General features: G+C 71.7%; 20 protein-coding genes and 1 pseudogene. 20 read left to right on the top strand and 1 reads right to left on the bottom strand.

The features are described 5' to 3' along the window. Positions 1–189 precede the first annotated feature (189 nt). The 4 genes and pseudogenes from CR470_RS09165 to ffh all read left to right on the top strand — a co-directional run bounded on the left by CR470_RS09165 (position 190) and on the right by ffh (position 6,038). Positions 190–1,542: an ammonium transporter gene (locus CR470_RS09165; protein ID WP_097867064.1), complete on the top strand. Its 1,353-nt coding sequence runs from the start codon at positions 190–192 to the stop codon at positions 1,540–1,542. Beyond that, positions 1,539–1,877 (top strand): P-II family nitrogen regulator, encoded by a 339-nt coding sequence (locus CR470_RS09160; RefSeq protein ID WP_007452846.1) that lies wholly within the window; start codon positions 1,539–1,541, stop codon positions 1,875–1,877. The genes CR470_RS09165 and CR470_RS09160 overlap by 4 nt, the downstream gene beginning before the upstream one ends. Positions 1,878–1,906: 29 nt before the next feature. Next, positions 1,907–4,363: pseudogene (locus CR470_RS09155) on the top strand ([protein-PII] uridylyltransferase); the annotation flags it as partial. 124 nt (positions 4,364–4,487) lie between these two features. After that, positions 4,488–6,038, top strand: coding sequence for a signal recognition particle protein (gene ffh, locus CR470_RS09150; RefSeq protein ID WP_097867063.1), 1,551 nt, complete (start codon positions 4,488–4,490; stop codon positions 6,036–6,038). 82 nt (positions 6,039–6,120) lie between these two features. Here the strand turns inward: ffh and CR470_RS09145 are convergent, their stop codons facing one another. Continuing rightward, positions 6,121–7,005 carry an SAM-dependent methyltransferase gene (locus CR470_RS09145; RefSeq protein WP_097867062.1) on the bottom strand — a complete coding sequence of 295 codons (885 nt, stop codon included), beginning with the start codon at positions 7,003–7,005 and terminating at the stop codon, positions 6,121–6,123. A gap of 437 nt (positions 7,006–7,442) precedes the next feature. On the opposite strand from CR470_RS09145, the gene CR470_RS09140 reads away from it, so the two are divergent. The 16 genes from CR470_RS09140 to whiG all read left to right on the top strand — a co-directional run bounded on the left by CR470_RS09140 (position 7,443) and on the right by whiG (position 19,862). Continuing rightward, positions 7,443–8,036: a hypothetical protein gene (locus CR470_RS09140; RefSeq protein WP_097867061.1), complete on the top strand. Its 594-nt coding sequence runs from the start codon at positions 7,443–7,445 to the stop codon at positions 8,034–8,036. A 157-nt stretch (positions 8,037–8,193) separates the two neighbouring features. Then, positions 8,194–8,634, top strand: coding sequence for a 30S ribosomal protein S16 (gene rpsP, locus CR470_RS09135; protein WP_018960735.1), 441 nt, complete (start codon positions 8,194–8,196; stop codon positions 8,632–8,634). 2 nt (positions 8,635–8,636) lie between these two features. Then, positions 8,637–8,876 (top strand): RNA-binding protein, encoded by a 240-nt coding sequence (locus CR470_RS09130; RefSeq protein WP_073771547.1) that lies wholly within the window; start codon positions 8,637–8,639, stop codon positions 8,874–8,876. Positions 8,877–8,996: 120 nt separating this feature from the next. Then, complete coding sequence (gene rimM / locus CR470_RS09125) at positions 8,997–9,587, top strand: ribosome maturation factor RimM (RefSeq protein ID WP_097867060.1); 591 nt, start codon at positions 8,997–8,999, stop codon at positions 9,585–9,587. Next, the gene (gene trmD / locus CR470_RS09120) at positions 9,587–10,408 is read left to right on the top strand and encodes a tRNA (guanosine(37)-N1)-methyltransferase TrmD (protein ID WP_097867059.1); all 822 of its coding nucleotides are present in this window, start codon (positions 9,587–9,589) and stop codon (positions 10,406–10,408) included. Before rimM ends, trmD begins: the two co-directional genes overlap by 1 nt. A 130-nt stretch (positions 10,409–10,538) precedes the next feature. After that, positions 10,539–10,889: a 50S ribosomal protein L19 gene (gene rplS, locus CR470_RS09115; RefSeq protein ID WP_018960732.1), complete on the top strand. Its 351-nt coding sequence runs from the start codon at positions 10,539–10,541 to the stop codon at positions 10,887–10,889. Positions 10,890–10,955: 66 nt separating this feature from the next. Then, on the top strand, positions 10,956–11,726 hold the full coding sequence (gene lepB / locus CR470_RS09110; protein ID WP_097867058.1) for a signal peptidase I: 771 nt from the start codon (positions 10,956–10,958) through the stop codon (positions 11,724–11,726). Next, on the top strand, positions 11,719–12,792 hold the full coding sequence (gene lepB, locus CR470_RS09105) for a signal peptidase I (protein ID WP_097867073.1): 1,074 nt from the start codon (positions 11,719–11,721) through the stop codon (positions 12,790–12,792). Before lepB (CR470_RS09110) ends, lepB (CR470_RS09105) begins: the two co-directional genes overlap by 8 nt. Then, on the top strand, positions 12,698–13,594 hold the full coding sequence (gene lepB, locus CR470_RS09100) for a signal peptidase I (RefSeq protein WP_097867057.1): 897 nt from the start codon (positions 12,698–12,700) through the stop codon (positions 13,592–13,594). The genes lepB (CR470_RS09105) and lepB (CR470_RS09100) overlap by 95 nt, the downstream gene beginning before the upstream one ends. A 50-nt stretch (positions 13,595–13,644) precedes the next feature. Continuing rightward, on the top strand, positions 13,645–14,400 hold the full coding sequence (lepB, locus tag CR470_RS09095; RefSeq protein WP_097867056.1) for a signal peptidase I: 756 nt from the start codon (positions 13,645–13,647) through the stop codon (positions 14,398–14,400). Further along, a complete protein-coding gene (locus tag CR470_RS09090) occupies positions 14,397–14,885 on the top strand; it encodes an NUDIX hydrolase (protein WP_097867055.1) in 489 nt (162 codons plus the stop codon). Before lepB (CR470_RS09095) ends, CR470_RS09090 begins: the two co-directional genes overlap by 4 nt. Before the next feature lie 64 nt (positions 14,886–14,949). Then, positions 14,950–15,258 (top strand): DUF2469 domain-containing protein, encoded by a 309-nt coding sequence (locus CR470_RS09085; RefSeq protein WP_003965949.1) that lies wholly within the window; start codon positions 14,950–14,952, stop codon positions 15,256–15,258. 158 nt (positions 15,259–15,416) lie between these two features. Continuing rightward, positions 15,417–15,776 carry a YraN family protein gene (locus CR470_RS09080; protein ID WP_097867054.1) on the top strand — a complete coding sequence of 120 codons (360 nt, stop codon included), beginning with the start codon at positions 15,417–15,419 and terminating at the stop codon, positions 15,774–15,776. Further along, on the top strand, positions 15,776–17,512 hold the full coding sequence (locus CR470_RS09075; RefSeq protein WP_097867053.1) for a YifB family Mg chelatase-like AAA ATPase: 1,737 nt from the start codon (positions 15,776–15,778) through the stop codon (positions 17,510–17,512). Before CR470_RS09080 ends, CR470_RS09075 begins: the two co-directional genes overlap by 1 nt. A 146-nt stretch (positions 17,513–17,658) precedes the next feature. Then, entirely contained in the window at positions 17,659–18,771 is a 1,113-nt protein-coding gene (dprA, locus tag CR470_RS09070) for a DNA-processing protein DprA (RefSeq protein WP_097867072.1), read from the top strand. Positions 18,772–19,025: 254 nt separating this feature from the next. Continuing rightward, positions 19,026–19,862, top strand: a complete 837-nt coding sequence (gene whiG, locus CR470_RS09065; RefSeq protein ID WP_003965944.1) for an RNA polymerase sigma factor WhiG — start codon at positions 19,026–19,028, stop codon at positions 19,860–19,862. Positions 19,863–19,905 lie beyond the last annotated feature (43 nt).

The raw sequence follows: 19,905 nt of genomic DNA, 5'->3' as shown, positions 1-19,905 counted from the left end.
CGCGCCACCCCGGATTCATGGGGCCGTAACACGCGGTCCCTCTTCGTCACGCTCGCGAAACATCGTGCGGCATCCCCGGAAACGGCCCTCCGTCAACCTCGTGGCTCATAACCGGCCCACACCCCCTTCCCAGTGGCCCCGCAGCATTCCCCCGCACGCCGCGGCCGCACCGACGACGAGGAGACGCCGATGCCCCCAGGCATCACGACGCTTGCCGCAGACGCCCCCGGGCTCTCTGCCGCCAACACCGGGTTCATGCTCATCTGCTCGGCCCTGGTGATGCTCATGACCCCCGGCCTGGCCTTCTTCTACGGAGGCATGGTCCGCGTCAAGAGCACCCTCAACATGCTGATGATGAGCTTCATCAGCCTCGGGATCGTCACGATCCTGTGGGTGCTCTACGGATTCAGCCTCGCCTTCGGCTCCGACGTCGGCTCGGTCATCGGCTGGAGCTCCGGCTACGTCGGCCTCAGCGACATCGGCGTCACCGAACTCTGGGACGGCTACACCATCCCGGTGTACGTCTTCGCCGTCTTCCAGCTGATGTTCGCCGTCCTCACCCCGGCCCTGATCAGCGGCGCCCTGGCCGACCGGGTGAAGTTCACGGCCTGGGCGGTGTTCATCGTCCTGTGGGTCAGCGTCGTCTACTTCCCCGTCGCCCACTGGGTCTGGGGTTCCGGCGGCTGGCTCTTCGAGATGGGCGTCATCGACTTCGCCGGCGGCACGGCCGTCCACATCAACGCCGGTGCCGCCGCCTTCGGCGTCATCCTGGTCATCGGCAAGCGCGTCGGCTTCAAGAAGGACCCGATGCGGCCGCACAGCCTGCCGCTCGTCATGCTCGGCGCGGCTCTCCTGTGGTTCGGCTGGTTCGGCTTCAACGCCGGATCCTGGCTCGGCAACGACGACGGCGTCGGCGCGGTCATGTTCCTGAACACCCAGGTCGCCACCGCCGCGGCCGTCCTCGGCTGGCTCGTCTACGAGAAGCTGCGCCACGGCACCTTCACCACCCTGGGCGCCGCCTCCGGCGCGGTCGCCGGACTCGTCGCCATCACCCCGGCGGGCGGCTCCGTCAGCCCGCTCGGAGCCATCGCGATCGGCGCCATCGCCGGTGTCCTGTGCGCCATGGCGGTCGGCCTGAAGTACAGGTTCGGCTACGACGACTCCCTCGACGTCATCGGCGTCCACCTCGTGGGCGGCATCATCGGCTCCCTCCTGGTCGGCTTCTTCGCCACCGGCGGCGTCCAGTCCGACGCCAAGGGCCTCTTCTACGGCGGCGGCCTCGAACAGCTCGGCAAGCAGGCCATCGGCGTCGTCGCCGTCCTCGCGTACTCTCTGGTCGTCTCCGCCCTCATCGCCCTCCTGCTCGACAGGACGATCGGGATGCGGGTCTCCGAGGACGACGAGATCTCCGGCATCGACCAGGTCGAGCACGCCGAGACGGCGTACGACTTCAGCGGCGCCGGCGGCGGCACGGTCTCCCGCACCGCCGCCCCCGCGACCGACCCGACGGCAGCACCGAAGGCAAAGAAGGTGGACGCATGAAGCTCATCACCGCGGTCGTGAAGCCCCACCGGCTGGACGAGATCAAGGAGGCCCTCCAGGCCTTCGGAGTCCAGGGGCTCACCGTCACCGAAGCCAGCGGTTACGGGCGGCAGCGCGGCCACACCGAGGTCTACCGGGGCGCCGAGTACACCGTCGACCTGGTTCCCAAGATCCGCATCGAGGTCCTCGTCGAGGACGAGGACTCCGAACAGCTCATCGAGGTCGTCGTCAAGGCCGCCCGTACCGGCAAGATCGGTGACGGGAAGGTCTGGAGCGTCCCGGTCGAGACCGCCGTCCGCGTCCGGACCGGCGAGCGCGGCCCGGACGCCCTCTGACCGACCGCCCGCCAACGGAAGGCAGCCGGGTGACGCGTACCGAAGTGACCACCGAAACTGAAGGCTCGGGACCCAGCGGCTACGCGGCGGCCCGGCTGCGCCTCCTCCAGCAGGAGGCGCGGCCCGGGGCACCGCGCCGTGCGGCCCTCGCCCGCCTCACCGACGACTGGCTCACCGGCCTGTTCACCGCCGCCGCGACACGCGCCGGGGTGCGGGGCGCCGCCCTCGTCGCCGTCGGCGGCTACGGCCGGGGCGAGCTCTCCCCGCGCAGCGACCTCGACCTGCTCCTCCTGCACGACGGCAGCGCCGACGCGACGGCCCTCGCCGCCCTCGCCGACGGCATCTGGTACCCGGTCTGGGACCTGGGCCTGGCCCTCGACCACTCCGTACGCACCCCCGCCGAGGCCAGGAAGACCGCGGGCGAGGACCTCAAGGTCCACCTCGGCCTGCTGGACGCCCGCCCCGTCACCGGCGATCTCGGCCTCGTCGCCTCCCTGCGCACCGCGATCCTCGCCGACTGGCGCAACCAGGCCCCCAAACGCCTCCCCGCCCTCCACGAGCTCTGCCAGGAACGCGCGGAACGGATGGGCGAGCTCCAGTTCCTCCTGGAACCCGACCTCAAGGAGGCTCGCGGCGGCCTCCGCGACGCCACGGCCCTGCGCGCCGTGGCCGCTTCCTGGGTCGCCGACGCCCCCCGCGAAGGGCTCGACGAGGCCCGCCGCACCCTCCTGGACGCCCGCGACGCCCTGCACCTCACCACCGGGCGCGCCACCGACCGCCTCGCCCTCCAGGACCAGGACCAGGTCGCCCAGGCCCTCGGCCTCCTCGACGCCGACATCCTGCTGCGCCAGGTCTACGAGGCCGCCCGCACCGTCTCGTACGCCACCGACGTCACCTGGCGCGAGGTCAACCGGGTCCTGCGCGCCCGCTCCGTCCGCCCGAAGCTCCGCGCCCTGCTCAGCGGCGGCCTCGGCTCCAAGTCCGCCCCCGAACGCACCCCGCTCGCCGACGGCGTGGTGGACGCGGACGGCGAAGTGGTCCTCGCCCGCGCCGCCCGCCCCGAACGCGACCCGGTCCTCCCCCTGCGCGCCGCCGCTGCCGCCGCCGAGGCCGGCCTCCCGCTCTCCCGCCACCTCGTCCGCCACCTGGCGGCCACCGCCCGGCCGCTGCCGGTCCCCTGGCCCCCCGAGGCCCGCGAGGAACTCGTCACCCTGCTCGGCGCGGGAGAGGCGACCGTCGGCGTCTGGGAGGCGCTCGAAGCGGAAGGGATCATCACCCGGCTGCTGCCCGACTGGGAACACGTCCACTGCCGCCCCCAGCGCAACGCCGTCCACACCTGGACCGTCGACCGGCACCTCGTGGAGACCGCCGTCCGCGCCGCCTCCCTCACCCGCCGCGTCCACCGCCCCGACCTCCTCCTGGTCGCCGCCCTCCTCCACGACATCGGCAAGGGCCGGCCCGGCGACCACTCCGTGGCCGGCGAGGTCGTCGCCCGGGACATGGCCACCCGGATCGGCTTCGACAAGCACGACGTCGGCGTCATCGCCACCCTCGTACGCCACCATCTGCTGCTCGTCGAGACCGCCACCCGGCGCGACCTCGACGACCCCGCCACCGTGCGGTCCGTGGCCGCCGCCGTCTCCAGCACCTCCACCCTGGAACTGCTGCACGCCCTCACCGAGGCCGACGCGCTGGCCACCGGCCCCGCCGCCTGGAGCTCCTGGCGCGCCTCCCTCGTCACCGACCTGGTCAAACGCGTCGCCGCCGTCCTCGCCGGGGAGTCCCCCGAGGGCCCCGAGGAGGCCGCGCCCAGCGCCGAGCACGAACGCCTCGCCATCGAGGCCCTGCGCACCGGCGAACCCGTCCTCGCGTTGCACACCCAGCCCGAGGAGCCCGCCGGGGACGGCGCGGTGGAGCCGGTCGGCGTCGAGCTCCTCATCGCCCTGCCCGACCGCCCCGGCGTCCTGCCCGCCGCCGCCGGAGTCCTCGCCCTGCACCGCCTCACCGTGCGCGCCGCCGACCTGCGCGCGGTGGAGCTCCCCAACGAGCTGGGGAAGCGGGCGGACCTGCTGCTGCTCAGCTGGCGGGTCGCCGCCGAGTACGGGTCCCTCCCGCAGGCCGCCCGCCTCCGCGCCGACCTCGTACGCGCCCTCGACGGCTCCCTGGACATCCGGGCCCGCCTCGCCGAGCGCGAGGCCGCCTACCCGCGCCGACGCGGCGTGAAGGCCCCGCCGCCCCGGGTGACCGTGGCCGCCGCCGGCTCCCGCCGCGCCACCGTCATCGAGGTCCGCGCCCAGGACGCCCCGGGTCTGCTGCACCGGATCGGCCGGGCCCTGGAACAGAGCGCGGTACGGGTGCGCAGCGCCCATGTCTCCACCCTCGGTGCCAACGCCGTCGACGCCTTCTACGTCACCGGGACCGACGACGGACCACTGTCCCCGGACCGGGCCGTCGAGGTCGCCCGGGAGGTCGAGAAGGCCCTCGGCCGGCCGCTTACGACAAGCCCTCGTCCGGCAGGTTCCGGGCGCGGGCTTGGCGTTCTCCGGCGGACGGATACCCTGGAGGGCGACTGACCTGCCCCGCCCCCGACCCTGAGGACCGACGAGCGCCGTGTTCGATACTCTCTCCGACCGCCTTAGCGCGACTTTCAAGAACCTCAGGGGCAAGGGCCGCTTGTCCGAGGCGGACATCGACGCCACGGCACGCGAGATCCGTATCGCCCTGCTGGAAGCCGACGTCGCCCTGCCCGTGGTCCGGGCCTTCATCGCCAACGTGAAGGAGCGGGCGCGCGGCGTCGAGGTCTCCCAGGCGCTGAATCCCGCCCAGCAGGTCGTCAAGATCGTCAACGAGGAGCTCGTCTCCATCCTCGGCGGCGAGACCCGGCGGCTGCGGTTCGCCAAGACCGCGCCCACCGTGATCATGCTCGCGGGCCTCCAGGGCGCCGGTAAGACGACGCTGGCCGGAAAGCTCGGCCTCTGGCTCAAGGGCCAGGGCCACTCCCCGCTGCTCGTCGCCTGTGACCTCCAGCGCCCCAACGCCGTCAACCAGCTGAGCGTCGTCGCCGAACGCGCCGGCGTCGCGGTGTACGCCCCCGAGCCGGGCAACGGCGTCGGCGACCCGGTCCAGGTCGCCAAGGACTCCATCGAGTTCGCCAAGGCCAAGGTCCACGACATCGTCATCGTCGACACCGCCGGCCGCCTCGGCATCGACCAGGAGCTGATGCGGCAGGCCGCGGACATCCGCGACGCCGTCAGCCCCGACGAGATCCTCTTCGTCGTCGACGCGATGATCGGTCAGGACGCGGTCAACACCGCCGAGGCCTTCCGCGACGGCGTCGGCTTCGACGGTGTGGTGCTCTCCAAGCTCGACGGCGACGCCCGCGGTGGCGCGGCCCTGTCGATCGCCCACGTCACGGGCAAGCAGGTCATGTTCGCGTCGAACGGCGAGAAGCTGGAGGACTTCGACGCGTTCCACCCGGACCGGATGGCCTCCCGCATTCTCGACATGGGTGACCTGCTCACCCTGATCGAGCAGGCGGAGAAGACGTTCAGCCAGGAAGAGGCCGCCAAAATGGCCTCGAAGCTGCAGTCGAGCAAGGGTGGCAAGGACTTCACCCTCGACGACTTCCTGGCCCAGATGGAGCAGGTCCGCAAGATGGGCTCCATCTCCAAGCTGCTCGGAATGCTGCCCGGCATGGGGCAGATCAAGGACCAGATCAACAACATCGACGAGCGCGACATCGACCGCACCGCCGCGATCATCAAGTCGATGACCCCCAAGGAGCGCGCCGAGCCGACGCTCATCAACGGCTCGCGCCGGGCCCGTATCGCCAAGGGGTCGGGCGTCGAGGTCTCCGCGGTCAAGAGCCTCGTGGAGCGCTTCTTCGAGGCCCGCAAGATGATGTCCAAGATGGCCCAGGGCGGCGGCATGCCCGGGATGCCGGGCATGCCCGGCATGGGCGGCGGTCCCGGCCGTCAGAAGAAGCAGGTCAAGCAGGCCAAGGGCAAGCGCAAGAGCGGCAACCCCATGAAGCGCAAGGCCGAGGAGGCCGCCGCCGCCGAGCGCCGCGAGCAGGCGGCCCAGGGCGGCGGCGCGTTCGGTCTGCCCGCCCAGGAGGACAAGAACTTCGAGCTGCCGGACGAGTTCAAGAAGTTCATGTAGGCGGCACAGCACGTGTAAGGGGCGTCCTTGAGAGAGGGCGCCCCTTACGTATGTCCTGTACGCACGCCCTGAAGCGGGCCGCTCAGGTCACGCAGACCAGATAGCGGAAGACGTTCGGCATCCACACCGTGCCGTCCTGCCGCCGGTGCGGACGCAGGGCCTCCGCGACCTCCTTCTCCACCTGGGAGCGGTCCGTGGCCCGTACGGCTGCGTCGAAAAGCCCGGTGGACAGCAGGCCGCGCACCGCGCTGTTCACGTCCGCGTAGCCGAACGGGCAGGAGACCCGCCCCGAACCGTCCGGCTTCAGCCCCGCCCGCGCCGCCACGTCCTCCAGATCGTCCCGGAGCGTGGGCCGCCATCTGCCCGGGTCGGTGCGCGGCCCGCGCGCGGACTCCGCCAGCCGTGCGGCCACCCGCAGCACCGCGGCCGTGGCGCAGCGCTCCGGCGGCCCCCATCCGGTCAGCACCACCGAGGCGCCCCGGACCGCCAGCGGCACGGCCGACCGCAGAGCCGGCACCAGCCCCTCGGAGTCCCCGGCCGCACAGCCGATCGGCTCGAAGACCGTGATCAGGTCGTACGGAGCGCCGTCCGCGTCGGCGGGAGCGGGCCGCCCGTCCTCCAGCAGCCGGGCCCGACGGCGGGCCGGGTGCGGGGAGTGCGCGGGCGCGTCGTCCCAGCCGGCGTCGGGCAGCAACCGTGCCCGCGCCAGCGCCAGGCGCTCCCGGTCGGAGTCCATACCCGTCACGTGCGCCCCCCGGGCCGCCGCGACGAGCATCGCGAGCCCCGAGCCGCAGCCGAGCGACAGCATCCGGGTGGCGGCCCCGACCTCCATCCGGTCGTACACCGCCTCGTACAGCGGCGCGAGCATGCGTTCCTGGATCTCGGCCCAGTCGCGTGCGCGGGTACCGGCGTCCGCCGGCGCGGAGGCGTCCGCGGCCGGCTGGTTCCGGACGAGCGTTGGTGTCATGGAAAGTGCCCCAATCCGCCAAGAGGTCGGTCGTGCCCGAGTGGACGTTCCCCCGTGTGCGTGTTCCGCACCCCCGTAGCCAGAGAACTGCGCATCCGCCGTTCCGTCCAGAGGTGTGGAGCAGTGCTCGCGTGCCCCGTGCCACGTCTGCTCTCCGACCAGTCTCACCCGACACCCCGCGCCGGGCACGTCGAACGGAGGGGCGGGTAGTCTTTCGGGCGGATTCGTCAGGAGCGCGGGCCGCCCGCGCACCTCACACCCGAAGCGCCGGGCGTACCGCACGCTGTGCACCACCTTGGTGTGAGCTGTGCGTCTTCTCCGCAGTTCTGCGCACCCGCCCTCGTCCGGACGCATCAAGGGCAACTGACTGGTACGTGCAAATTATTTGGGATGCCCCGGAATAGGAACACCGGGGCCCTCGGGCTCGTTGTCACGACGTGAGCACGACACCACCTGTACTTGCCGCAGAGCTGGCACAGGCGTGGGCCGACATTCAGCGGTACCACCCCGAGCTGCCCGATCTTGCCGCGCCCGAGTCCCTGATCGGAGAGTCCTCGTCCGCCTGTGGCGCCGAGCTCTCCTTCGAGCGACTGCTCCATGAGGCAGTCCACGGCATCGCCGCCGCGAGAGGAGTACGAGACACCTCCCGCGCCGGCCGCTACCACAACCGACGCTTCCTCGCGATCGCCGAGGAGCTGGGCCTCGATCATGCCGAGGAACCCCACCCCAGCAGCGGATTCTCGCTGGTCACGCTGAATCCGGAAGCCAAGCGCCGGTACCGCCCGACCATGGAACGGCTGCAACGCGCCCTCAAGGCGCACACCGTCGCCACCGCCGCCGACACCAAGCGCTCCTTCCGCGGACCTGCCGCCCGGCACGGTTCCTCCGGGGGCGGTGTGCGGGTCAAGGCCGTCTGCGACTGCGGACGCAACGTCCGCGTCGTCCCGTCGGTCCTGGCGCAGGCGCCGATCGTCTGCGGTGGCTGCGGCAAGCCGTTCCGGATTCCGGAAGCGGCGGTCGCGGTGGGGTGAGCCGATGTGGTGTGGCACAATGGCTAGCTGTACTCGACAGTCGCACAGGACCCCTCTCTCCTCCGGCTGACGCGTCCATCGGGCACTCCGAGTACCGCAACCCCACGTGGCATCTAGTTGTGCCCAACCACGTCATAGACCAGGAGACACCACTTCCGTGGCAGTCAAGATCAAGCTGAAGCGTCTGGGCAAGATCCGTTCGCCTCACTACCGCATCGTCGTCGCCGACTCCCGTACCCGCCGTGACGGCCGGGCCATCGAGGAGATCGGCCTGTACCACCCGGTGCAGAACCCCTCGCGCATCGAGGTCAACGCAGAGCGCGCGCAGTACTGGCTGTCCGTCGGCGCCCAGCCGACCGAGCCGGTCCTCGCGATCCTGAAGCTCACCGGTGACTGGCAGGCCCACAAGGGCCTCCCGGCCCCCGCGCCGCTGCTGCAGCCGGAGCCCAAGGCTGACAAGCGCGCGCTGTTCGAGGCGCTGACCTCGGACGGCGACGAGGCCAAGGGTGAGGCCATCACCCCCAAGGCCAAGAAGTCCGACAAGAAGGCGGACGAGGCGGCTGAGGCCCCCGCGTCCACCGAGTCGACCGAGGCCTGAGCATGCTCGAGGAGGCTCTCGAGCACCTCGTGAAGGGCATCGTCGACAACCCTGACGACGTACAGGTTGCCGAGCGCACCCTGCGTCGCGGGCGCGTGCTGGAGGTCCGGGTCCACCCCGAAGACCTCGGCAAGGTGATCGGCCGTAACGGCCGCACCGCTCGCGCTCTGCGTACGGTCGTGGGTGCCATCGGCGGCCGTGGGATCCGCGTCGACCTCGTCGATGTGGACCAGGTTCGCTGATAGCGAGTTGAACACCGGCCAGGGCCGGGGAGGGCCTTCGGGCCGTCCCCGGCCTTTGTCGTCGGCCACCCGGACGTTTCCGACAGGTCGACGTCCCCACCCCACCAATCGGAGAACAGCGTGCAGTTGGTAGTCGCGCGGATCGGCCGCGCCCACGGCATCAAGGGCGAGGTCACCGTCGAGGTACGAACGGACGAGCCGGAGCTGCGGCTCGGACCCGGCACCGTCCTGGCCACCGAACCGGCGGCGACGGGTCCGCTGACGATCGAGACGGGCCGGGTCCACAGCGGCAGGCTCCTGCTGCGCTTCGAAGGCGTGCGCGACCGCACCGGTGCCGAGGCGCTGCGCAACACCCTGCTGATCGCCGAGGTGGACCCGGAGGAGCTCCCCGAGGACCCCGAGGAGTTCTACGACCACCAGCTGATCGACCTCGACGTGGTGCTCGCCGACGGCACCGGGATCGGCCGGATCACCGAGATCTCCCACCTGCCCTCGCAGGACCTGTTCATCGTGGAGCGCCCCGACGGCAGCGAGGTGATGATCCCCTTCGTGGAGGAGATCGTCACCGAGATCGACCTGGAGGAGCAGCGCGCGGTCATCACCCCGCCGCCCGGCCTGATCGACGAGAGCGAGGCCGTGGTCGCCTCCTCGCGTGACGAAGCGGAAGAGGCCCCCGGGGACACGGACGAGGCGCCGAAGGGCGACAGCTGATGCGGCTCGACGTCGTCACGATCTTCCCGGAGTACCTGGAACCGCTGAACGTCTCCCTCGTCGGCAAGGCCCGCGCCCGCGGCGTGCTGGACGTCCACGTCCACGACCTGCGGGAGTGGACGTACGACCGGCACAACACGGTCGACGACACCCCCTACGGCGGCGGCCCGGGCATGGTCATGAAGACCGAACCCTGGGGCGAGGCGCTCGACGAGGCCCTGGCCGACGGTTACGAGGCCGGGGCGCACTCCCCGGTGCTCGTCGTGCCCACGCCCAGCGGCCGGCCGTTCACCCAGGAACTGGCCGTCGAGCTCTCCGCCGAGCCCTGGCTCGTCTTCACCCCGGCGCGGTACGAGGGCATCGACCGCCGGGTGATCGACGAGTACGCCACCCGGCTCCGGGTCGTCGAGGTCTCCATCGGGGACTATGTGCTGGCCGGCGGGGAAGCGGCCGTCCTGGTGATCACGGAGGCCGTGGCCCGGCTGCTGCCCGGCGTCCTCGGCAACGCCGAGTCCCACCGGGACGACTCCTTCGCCCCGGGCGCGATGGCCAACCTCCTGGAGGGCCCCGTCTACACCAAGCCGCCCGAGTGGCGCGGCCGCACCATCCCGGACGTCCTGCTCAGCGGCCACCACGGCAGGATCGCCCGCTGGCGACGGGACCAGGCCTTCGCCCGCACGGCACTCAACCGGCCCGACCTGATCGAGCGGTGCGAGGCCGGCGCCTTCGACAAGAAGGACCGAGAGATCCTCTCCATCCTCGGCTTCGCACCGGGCCCCGGCGGCCGATTTTGGCGCAGGCCCACCGCCGTGGAAGAATAGGCTGCTGCTGTACGTCCGGTGTGCGCCCCTGCCACAGGGGGAAAGACGCCCGCCCGACGCGATCAGCACTCCGAACTCTTCCACGACATCCCGTCGATGACCTGTGGCATCGGCGAAGAAAGCAGAAACCATGACTTCCCTGCTCGATGGCGTCAACGCCGCCACCCTCCGTTCGGACCTCCCGGCGTTCCGCCCCGGTGACACCGTCAACGTCCACGTGCGCGTGATCGAGGGCAACCGCTCCCGTATCCAGCAGTTCAAGGGCATCGTCATCCGCCGCCAGGGCTCGGGCGTCAGCGAGACCTTCACGGTCCGCAAGGTCTCCTTCAGTGTCGGCGTCGAGCGCACCTTCCCGGTGCACAGCCCGATCTTCGAGAAGATCGAGCTCGTCACCCGCGGTGACGTCCGTCGCGCCAAGCTGTACTTCCTCCGTGAGCTGCGCGGCAAGGCCGCGAAGATCAAGGAGAAGCGCGACCGCTGAGCCGTCGCCGGGTCATCCCCCTGGGGGTGACCCGTCCACAGCATGGCCGGATAAGCTTCGGCCGCGATGGACACGCAAGCACAGCATTCGGAGCGCGACCTCTCCCCGGAACCCGACGCGGGTTCCGGGGAGAGGTCGCGCTTTTCGCGTACGCGGGCCCGTGTCGTCTCCGCGCTGTCATGGCGGCGGGTGCTCGCCGGAGCGGCCCTGGCCACCGTCGCCCTGCTGCTGTTCAGCTCCTACGTGGTCCAGCCCTTCCTGATCCCCAGCCGCTCGATGGAGCCGACGCTGAAGGTCGGTGACCGGGTCCTCGTCAACAAGCTGGCCTACCGATTCGGGGCAGAGCCCGAGCGCGGCGACGTGGTGGTCTTCGACGGCACCGGCTCGTTCGTACGGGAGGACCTCGACGCGGACCCCCTGACCGGGCTGGTACGCGGGGCGGCGTCCACGTTGGGGCTCACGGAGCCCGCCGACACCGACTTCGTGAAGCGGGTGGTGGGCGTGGGCGGCGACCGCGTCGTCTGCTGCGACGCGCGGGGAAGGCTCGCGGTCGACGACGTAACGGTGGACGAGCCGTACCTGTACCCCGGTGACACCGCTTCCCGGGTGCCCTTCGACATCGAGGTGCCCGCCGGCACCCTGTGGGTGATGGGCGACCACCGCAGCCGCTCCAGCGACTCCCGGGACCATCTCGGATCGCCCGGGGGCGGAATGGTACCCGTCGAGCGGGTGACCGGCCGGGTGGACTGGCTGGGGTGGCCGCCCGCCCGCACGGGTTCGCTGGAGAGGACCGGCGCCTTCGACGGCGTACGGGCGCATGGCGCGGCGCATGGGTAACCGCGGACGTCCGCGCGGCGCCCCCGACCCCGACGCGTCCCCGCCGACCGGGACCAGGCCCACCGGGCCGCGCTCGCTGCCCACCCGGGCGGAACGCCGCCGGCTCGCCCGGAAGGTCCGGCGCAAGCGCCGCGGGTCCGCCCTGAGGGAGATACCCGTTCTCGTCGTCGTGGCGCTGCTGATCGCGCTCGTCCTGAAGACATTCCTGGTCCAGGCGTTTGTGATCCCGTCAGGGTCGATGGAACAGACCATCCGGATCGGCGACCGGGTGCTCGTGGACAAGCTGACCCCGTGGTTCGGATCGAAGCCGCAGCGCGGCGACGTCGTGGTGTTCAAGGACCCCGGCGGCTGGCTCCAGCAGGAGACTTCCGAGGAGAAGAAGGACCCGCCGATCGGCGTCAAGCAGGTCACCGAGGTGCTGACCTTCATCGGGCTGCTGCCGTCCGACGACGAGCAGGATCTGATCAAGCGGGTCATCGCGGTCGGCGGCGACACCGTGAAGTGCTGCGGCGAGGACGGCCGGGTCACCGTCAACGGCGTACCGCTGGCCGAGACGTACCTCCACCCGGACGACCGGCCCTCGACGATCTCGTTCGAGGTGAAGGTTCCCCAGGGCCGGCTGTTCATGATGGGGGACCACCGGTCCGACTCCGCCGACTCCCGCTTCCACCTCGACGAACCCGACCGGGGCACGGTCTCCGAGGAAGAGGTCGTGGGGCGGGCCGTCGTGATCGCCTGGCCGTTCGGCCACTGGAGCACCCTGGAACAACGCGACGCCTTCACCGCGGTCCCGGACGCGCGCGCATCGGAGGCAGCGGCTCCGGCCCCGTCGAATAGTGTGGCACCTCCGGATCCCTATGGAATGGTCCGGCTCCCGACCCCTGCGGAACTCCCGCTCGTTATGGGAGTGGTGGGCCTGCACCGGATCGGGCGCGGGCAGTGGCACGTACTGAGGAGTGGATGTGGGGGATTTGGCGGTCGGCGCACGATCCGGACACGACGAACCCGAGGACCGGCCGGAGCGCGACGAGTCTCCCGCGGGCGGGGCGGTTCCGCCGGAGGGTGAGGACGGCACCCCGGACGACGACGACGGCGGCAGGCCCGCCAGGAGGCAACGTTCCTTCTGGCTGGAGCTTCCGCTGCTCGTCGGTATCGCGCTGGTTCTGGCGCTGCTGATCAAGACGTTCCTGGTCCAGGCCTTCTCGATCCCCTCGGACTCCATGCAGAACACGCTGCAGCGGGGCGACCGGGTGCTGGTCGACAAGCTGACTCCGTGGTTCGGCGCCGAGCCCGAGCGCGGCGAGGTCGTGGTCTTCCACGACCCGGGCGGCTGGCTGGAGGACACCGTGACCCCGGAGCCCAACGCGGTGCAGAAGTTCCTGAGCTTCATCGGCCTGATGCCGTCCTCCGAGGAGAAGGACCTGATCAAGCGGGTCGTCGCGGTCGGCGGCGACACCGTGGAGTGCAAGGAGAACGGGCCGGTCACGGTCAACGGGAAGAGCCTGGACGAGAAGTCGTTCATCTTCCCGGGGAACACTCCGTGCAACGACAAGCCCTTCGGCCCGATCAAGGTGCCGGACGGCCGGATCTTCGTCATGGGCGACCACCGGCAGAACTCCCTGGACTCGCGCTACCACCAGGAGCTCCCGGGGCAGGGCACGGTCTCCACGGACGAGGTCGTCGGCCGTGCCGTCGGCATCGCCTGGCCGCTGGACCGCTGGGCGACCCTTCCGGTCCCGGACACCTTCGACCAGCCCGGTCTGAACGCCGCCGCCGCGATGGCGCCGGCGGCGCTGGGCGTAGCCGGAGCGCTGCCCCTCGTGTTGTGGCGCCGCCGGAGGCTGACCGCCGGGCGTACCACCGGGTAGGGTGCCGACTCGGATCAGCGATTGTCGATCTCCGACGGGGGAGCGCTGGGATGAGCGGTACAGGACGCAAGGAAGACGGCCGCGGCCGGGCCGGCGCCATGGTGTCGGGCCTGGCCGTGGCCGTCGGCTGTGTGCTCTTCCTCGGAGGTTTCGTCTGGGCGGCGGTGGTCTACCAGCCGTACACGGTCCCGACCGCCTCGATGTCCCCCACGGTGAAGCCCGGCGACCGGGTGCTCGCCGAGCGGATTGACGGCGCCGACGTCCGACGCGGTGACGTGGTGGTCTTCACCGACCAGGTCTGGGGCGCCACGCCGATGGTGAAGCGCGTCGTCGGGATCGGCGGCGACACGGTGGCCTGCTGCGACCGGGAGGGACGGCTCACCGTCGACGGAACCCCCGTCGATGAGCCCTACCTCGACCGGGGCCCGGCCGCCCCGGGCACGAAGGCGCCCGCCTCGCCCCAGGACTTCTCCGCCACCGTGCCCAAGGGCCAGATCTTCCTGCTCGGCGACGAACGGGCCACCTCCCTGGACTCCCGCGTCCACCTCCAGGACGCCGGCGAGGGCTCCGTCCCGCTGAGCGCCGTGCAGGCCCGGGTGGACGCGGTGGCCTGGCCGATGGACGGCATGATCGGCCGGCCCTCCTCGTTCGCCGCGCTCCCCGGCGGGGTGTCCGCCGCCGGGCCGCTGCCGCTCCAGCTGGGCGCGATCCTCGTAGGAGTCGCGCTGATCCTCGGCGGCGCGGTGTACGGGCCCGTGGCGGCGCGTCTCGGCCGCCGGAGGACGCCCGCCGGGGTGGCCCGGTGACCTCCGGGGCCCGCAGGGTCGCCCGGGTGGTCCTCCTGGACCCCGACGACCGCGTCCTGCTGCTGCACGGCCATGAGCCGGAGGACCGGGACGACGCCTGGTGGTTCACCCCGGGCGGCGGTCTCGAGGGCGACGAGACCCGGGAAGAGGCGGCCCGCCGGGAGCTGGAGGAGGAGACCGGGATCACGGACATCGAGCTGGGCCCGCTGCTCTGGACCCGGTTCTGTTCCTTCCCGTTCGACGGGCGCCGCTGGCACCAGGACGAGTGGTACTACCTGGCCCGTACGACGCGGACCGCCACCGCCCCGCAGGGCCTCACCGACCTGGAACGGCGCAGCGTCGCCGGTCTGAGGTGGTGGACCTCCGCCGAACTGCTCGCGACGCGTGAGACGGTGTACCCGACCAGACTCGCCGAGCTGCTCCGCACGCTCCTCGACGAGGGCCCCCCGTGCGATCCGCTGGTTCTGGCCCCTGAAATCGTCTAATCGTCCAAGGGCGTCGGAGGCTGACGCACAATGGGGGCACGCACGGCTGAAGGGGAAACATGCCATGAGCGCCGAGGACCTCGAGAAGTACGAGACCGAGATGGAGCTGAAGCTCTACCGGGAGTACCGCGATGTCGTCGGTCTGTTCAAATATGTGATCGAGACCGAACGGCGCTTCTACCTCACCAACGACTACGAGATGCAGGTGCACTCCGTCCAGGGTGAGGTTTTCTTCGAGGTGTCCATGGCGGACGCCTGGGTCTGGGACATGTACCGGCCCGCGAGGTTCGTCAAGCAGGTCCGCGTGCTGACCTTCAAGGACGTCAACATCGAAGAGCTCAACAAGAGCGATCTGGAACTTCCGGGAGGCTGACCCCGCGCTGCCCGCGGCCGGGCCGCCGATACACGCGTCGAAGCAATAACCCGGTCACCCATGTGGGTGGCCGGGTTTTCCACATCCGCGGAGTTGTCCACCAAGATCCACATCTTGGGGCGGGCCGGGTCACAGTCGGTGCCGGAGGTGGTGCCGAGATGAACGCACGGGGGGCACTCGGGCGGTACGGCGAGGAGCTGGCGGCGCGGCTGCTGGCCGAAGCCGGGATGGCGGTGGTCGAGCGCAACTGGCGCTGTCGCGCCGGAGAGATCGACATTGTGGCCAGGGACGGCGACGCCCTGGTCTTCTGCGAGGTGAAGACGCGCAGGTCACGAGAGTTCGAACACCCCATGGCGGCGGTCGGCCCGGTCAAGGCGGACCGGCTGCGACGGCTCGCCGAGATCTGGCTCGACCGGCACGGCGGGCCACCGCCCGGCGGGGTCCGCATCGACCTGATCGGGGTGATCGTGCCCCGGCGCGGAGCCCCGGTCACGGAACACGCCCGGGGGGTGTCCTGATGGGTTTCGCGCGAGCGTGTTCCGTGGCGCTGGTCGGCGTCGAGGGCGTGGTGGTGGAGGTCCAGGCGGACCTGGAGCCGGGGGTGGCGGCCTTCACCCTGGTCGGACTGCCGGACAAGAGCCTGGTGGAGAGCCGGGACCGGGTGCGGGCCGCCGTGGTCAATTCCGGGGCCGAGTGGCCGCAGAAGAAGCTCACGGTCGGGCTCTCCCCGGCCTCCGTGCCGAAGAGCGGTTCGGGGTTCGACCTCGCCGTCGCGTGTGCGGTCCTCGGGGCGGCGGAGCGGATCGACCCGGCCATGATCGCGGACGTGGTGATGATCGGCGAGCTGGGCCTGGACGGCCGGGTGCGTCCGGTACGGGGCGTACTGCCCGCCGTCCTCGCGGCGGCCGAGGCGGGGTACGAGCAGGTCGTCGTCCCCGAACAGACGGCCGGAGAGGCGGCCCTGGTGCCGGGGGTCTCGGTCCTCGGCGTCCGGAGCCTGCGCCGGCTCATCGCCGTCCTGTGCGACGAACCGGTGCCCGAGGAGCCGGATGAGGGACAGGGGCGCCCCGACGCCATGCTGGCCGGGCTCATGATCCCCGGCACGGGACTCGGTGCGGGGCTGGCCCCGGCCGCCGGGCGGGGCGACGGGCACCGGCCGGACCTGGCGGACGTCGCGGGGCAGCCGCGCCCGCGCCAGGCACTGGACTGTCTCTTATANTATAAGAGACAGGGGCTGGCCCCGGCCGCCGGGCGGGGCGACGGGCACCGGCCGGACCTGGCGGACGTCGCGGGGCAGCCGCGCCCGCGCCAGGCACTGGAGGTGGCCGCGGCCGGCGGACACCACCTGCTGTTCTCGGGCCCGCCGGGCGCGGGCAAGACCATGCTGGCCGAGCGGCTGTCGTCGGTCCTGCCGCCGTTGACCCGGCAGGAATCCCTCGAAGTGACGGCGGTCCACTCCGTGGCGGGCATCCTCCCCCCGGGTGAACCACTCGTCTCCCGGGCGCCCTACTGCGCCCCGCACCACTCGGCGACCATGCAGTCCCTGGTCGGCGGGGGCAACGGGATGCCGAGGCCCGGGGCGGTGTCCCTCGCCCACCGCGGGGTGCTCTTTCTGGACGAGGCCCCCGAGTTCTCGGGCAAGGCCCTCGACGCACTGCGGCAGCCGCTGGAGTCGGGCCATGTGGTGGTCGCGCGGGCTGCGGGGGTGGTGCGGCTGCCGGCCCGCTTCCTGATGGTGCTGGCAGCCAATCCGTGCCCCTGCGGCCGGCACACCCTCACCGGCGCGGGCTGCGAGTGCCCGCCCTCGGTCGTCCGCCGCTATCAGGCGCGCCTGTCCGGGCCGCTCCTCGACCGGGTGGACCTGCGGGTCGAGGTGGAGCCGGTCGACCGCGCCGACCTCCTGGGGCAGGGCGGCCGCGGCGAGTCGACGGCCGTCGTCGCCGCACGGGTACGGGACGCCAGGGCGCGGGCGGCGGAGCGGCTGGCCGGCACCCCGTGGACCACGAACAGCGAGGTGCCGGGCCATGAGCTGCGGACCCGGCTGCTCGTGGCCCCGGGAGCGCTGGCGGCCGCGGAGCGGGACCTGGAGCGCGGGATGCTCACGGCCCGGGGGCTGGACCGGGTGCTGAGGGTGGCGTGGACCGTGGCGGATCTGCGGGGCGCCGACCGCCCGGACGCCTCCGACGTGGCGGTCGCCCTGGAGCTGCGGACGGGCATCCAGCGCGGGGTGCCGATGGGGACGGGGCAGCGGTGACCGGGCTGACGGGGGAGCGGTGGCAGGGGGCGGGCCGCGTACCCGACCGCGACGACGGTAGAGACCGCGTCCCCGACCAGGAGGCAGGCCGGGACCTGGGCCGGGACAGGGAGGCGGAGCGGCTGGCCAGGGCCGCGCTGACCCGGGTGCTGGAGCCGGGGGACGAGCGTGCGGGGCGCTGGCTCCGGCGGACCGGTCCCATCGAGCTGATGCGGAGGCTCACCGTCGAGGACGGCTCCGCCGAGAGGCTTCCCGGCATGACCGCCGCACGGCTCGGGGGCTACCGGCTGCGTGCCGCCGCCGTGGAGCCGGGGAGGGACCTGGCCGCGGTCGCCGCGGTGGGCGGACGCTTCGTCTGCCCGGGTGACCGGGAGTGGCCGAGCCAGCTGGACGACCTGGGCGACGCGCGGCCCGTCGGGCTCTGGGTGCGGGGGCGGCCCGATCTGCGTCTGTGGTCGCTGCGCTCGGTCGCCGTGGTCGGAGCGAGGGCCTGCACCCCGTACGGAGCGCACATGGCGGCGACCCTCGGCTCCGGGCTCGCCGAGCGGGGCTGGGTGGTGGTGTCGGGCGCGGCGTTCGGGGTGGACGGGGCCGCCCACCGGGGCGCGCTGGCCGCGGGCGGAGCGACGACGGCGGTGCTGGCCTGCGGGGTCGACGTCCCCTACCCGCGCGGGCACGCCGAGTTGCTCGGCCGGCTGGCGCAACAAGGGCTCATCGTCGCCGAGTTGCCCCCGTCCTCCCACCCCACCCGAAGCCGCTTCGTCCTGCGCAACCGCGTCATCGCCGCGCTGACCCGGGGGACGGTCGTCGTCGAGGCCGAATACCGCAGCGGTTCGCTGGTCACCGCCCGCCAGGCGCAACGGCTCGGCCGCTTCGCGATGGGAGTCCCCGGCCCCGCCACCAGCGGCCTGTCGGCAGGGGTCCACGAGCTGTTGCGTGGTGAGGGCGTGCTCGTCACCGACGCGGACGAAGTCGTCGAGCTGGTCGGGGACATCGGCGAGCTTCCGCCGGTCCGCCGCGGCCCGGTGCTGCCCAGGGACCACCTGGACGCGGTCACGGCACGGGTACTCGACGCGCTCCCTTACCACGGTGCCACCCACCCCCGTGACCTCGCCCGCACCGCGGGGACGTCCGCCGACGAAACGCTCGGTCGACTGTACGAACTGCACTCACTGGGGTTCGTCGAACGAGAAGGCGACGGTTGGCGGTTGACGCTTCCGTCGGCAGGCAACGACGACGCGCGGCGAGGCGGTACTTGACCTGGAGCATTCGGGTGAAAAGGTAAGGCCGATGACCTCGCACGATCGATCGGTGACCTGTTCAGGGCCCGCGCCCACGGCAGCGGCCCCGTCTCCCGGCGGGCGCGGACGGCGTGAACGGCGGAACGCGATCAGGCGGCTGGGATCTCCCGTCCTGCGCGGACTGCGACGTCACAGTCACGCTACGCTCACAAGGATTCCGCCCCAGACAAAAGTCCCCCAGCACTTCACGGCAGAACGGCTCAAGGCACCACATGCCCCAGCACACCTCCGGGTCTGACCGCGCGGCAGTACCACCGGTTGCGCGTGGCACTGTGCGCCCTCCCGCCCCCTCCTCGCTCGACGAGTTGTGGCGTTCGTACAAGACCACGGGCGACGAGCGGCTGCGGGAGCAGCTGATCCTGCACTACTCGCCGCTCGTGAAGTACGTCGCGGGCCGGGTGAGCGTGGGGCTGCCGTCCAACGTCGAGCAGGCCGACTTCGTCTCCTCCGGTGTCTTCGGGCTGATCGACGCCATCGAGAAGTTCGACATCGAACGGGCCATCAAGTTCGAGACGTACGCGATCACCAGGATTCGCGGCGCGATGATCGACGAACTCCGGGCCCTGGACTGGATCCCGCGGTCCGTCCGGCAGAAGGCGCGGAACGTGGAGCGCGCGTACGCCACGCTGGAGGCGCAGTTCCGGCGTACGCCGTCGGAGGCCGAGGTCGCCTCGGAAATGGGCATCGCGCTGGAGGAACTGCACGCTGTTTTCAGCCAGTTGTCGCTGGCGAATGTGGTTGCCCTGGAGGAGCTGCTGCACGTCGGCGGCGAGGGCGGCGACCGGCTGAGCCTGATGGACACGCTGGAGGACACCGCCGCCGACAATCCGGTGGAGGTCGCCGAGGACCGCGAGCTGAGAAGACTGCTCGCGCGGGCCATCAACACCCTCCCCGACCGGGAGAAGACCGTGGTGACCCTCTATTACTACGAGGGCCTCACCCTCGCGGAGATCGGCAACGTCCTCGGGGTGACCGAGAGCCGGGTCAGCCAGATCCATACCAAGTCCGTGCTCCAGCTCCGGGCGAAGCTGGCCGACGCGGGCCGCTGACGCCCTCTGTCCGGCACTCTCCGGCCATCCGATCGGCCGCTGT

The organism is Streptomyces sp. rh34 (assembly GCF_002551245.1).
Classification (GTDB): domain Bacteria; phylum Actinomycetota; class Actinomycetes; order Streptomycetales; family Streptomycetaceae; genus Streptomyces.
The sequence above is the reverse complement of the archived record's forward strand: the minus strand, read 5'-3'. Positions and strand labels throughout refer to the sequence as shown.

Bases quoted from the DNA above. Each gene is read 5' to 3' on its own strand.
- rplS (WP_018960732.1), top strand. From the start codon at position 10,539: ATGACTTCCCTGCTCGATGGCGTCAACGCCGCCACCCTCCGTTCGGAC.
- CR470_RS09160 (WP_007452846.1), top strand. From the start codon at position 1,539: ATGAAGCTCATCACCGCGGTCGTGAAGCCCCACCGGCTGGACGAGATC.
- CR470_RS09145 (WP_097867062.1), bottom strand. From the start codon at position 7,005: ATGACACCAACGCTCGTCCGGAACCAGCCGGCCGCGGACGCCTCCGCG.
- CR470_RS09165 (WP_097867064.1), top strand. From the start codon at position 190: ATGCCCCCAGGCATCACGACGCTTGCCGCAGACGCCCCCGGGCTCTCT.
- trmD (WP_097867059.1), top strand. From the start codon at position 9,587: ATGCGGCTCGACGTCGTCACGATCTTCCCGGAGTACCTGGAACCGCTG.
- CR470_RS09130 (WP_073771547.1), top strand. From the start codon at position 8,637: ATGCTCGAGGAGGCTCTCGAGCACCTCGTGAAGGGCATCGTCGACAAC.
- lepB (WP_097867073.1), top strand. From the start codon at position 11,719: ATGGGTAACCGCGGACGTCCGCGCGGCGCCCCCGACCCCGACGCGTCC.
- lepB (WP_097867058.1), top strand. From the start codon at position 10,956: ATGGACACGCAAGCACAGCATTCGGAGCGCGACCTCTCCCCGGAACCC.
- whiG (WP_003965944.1), top strand. From the start codon at position 19,026: ATGCCCCAGCACACCTCCGGGTCTGACCGCGCGGCAGTACCACCGGTT.
- CR470_RS09080 (WP_097867054.1), top strand. From the start codon at position 15,417: ATGAACGCACGGGGGGCACTCGGGCGGTACGGCGAGGAGCTGGCGGCG.
- lepB (WP_097867056.1), top strand. From the start codon at position 13,645: ATGAGCGGTACAGGACGCAAGGAAGACGGCCGCGGCCGGGCCGGCGCC.
- CR470_RS09085 (WP_003965949.1), top strand. From the start codon at position 14,950: ATGAGCGCCGAGGACCTCGAGAAGTACGAGACCGAGATGGAGCTGAAG.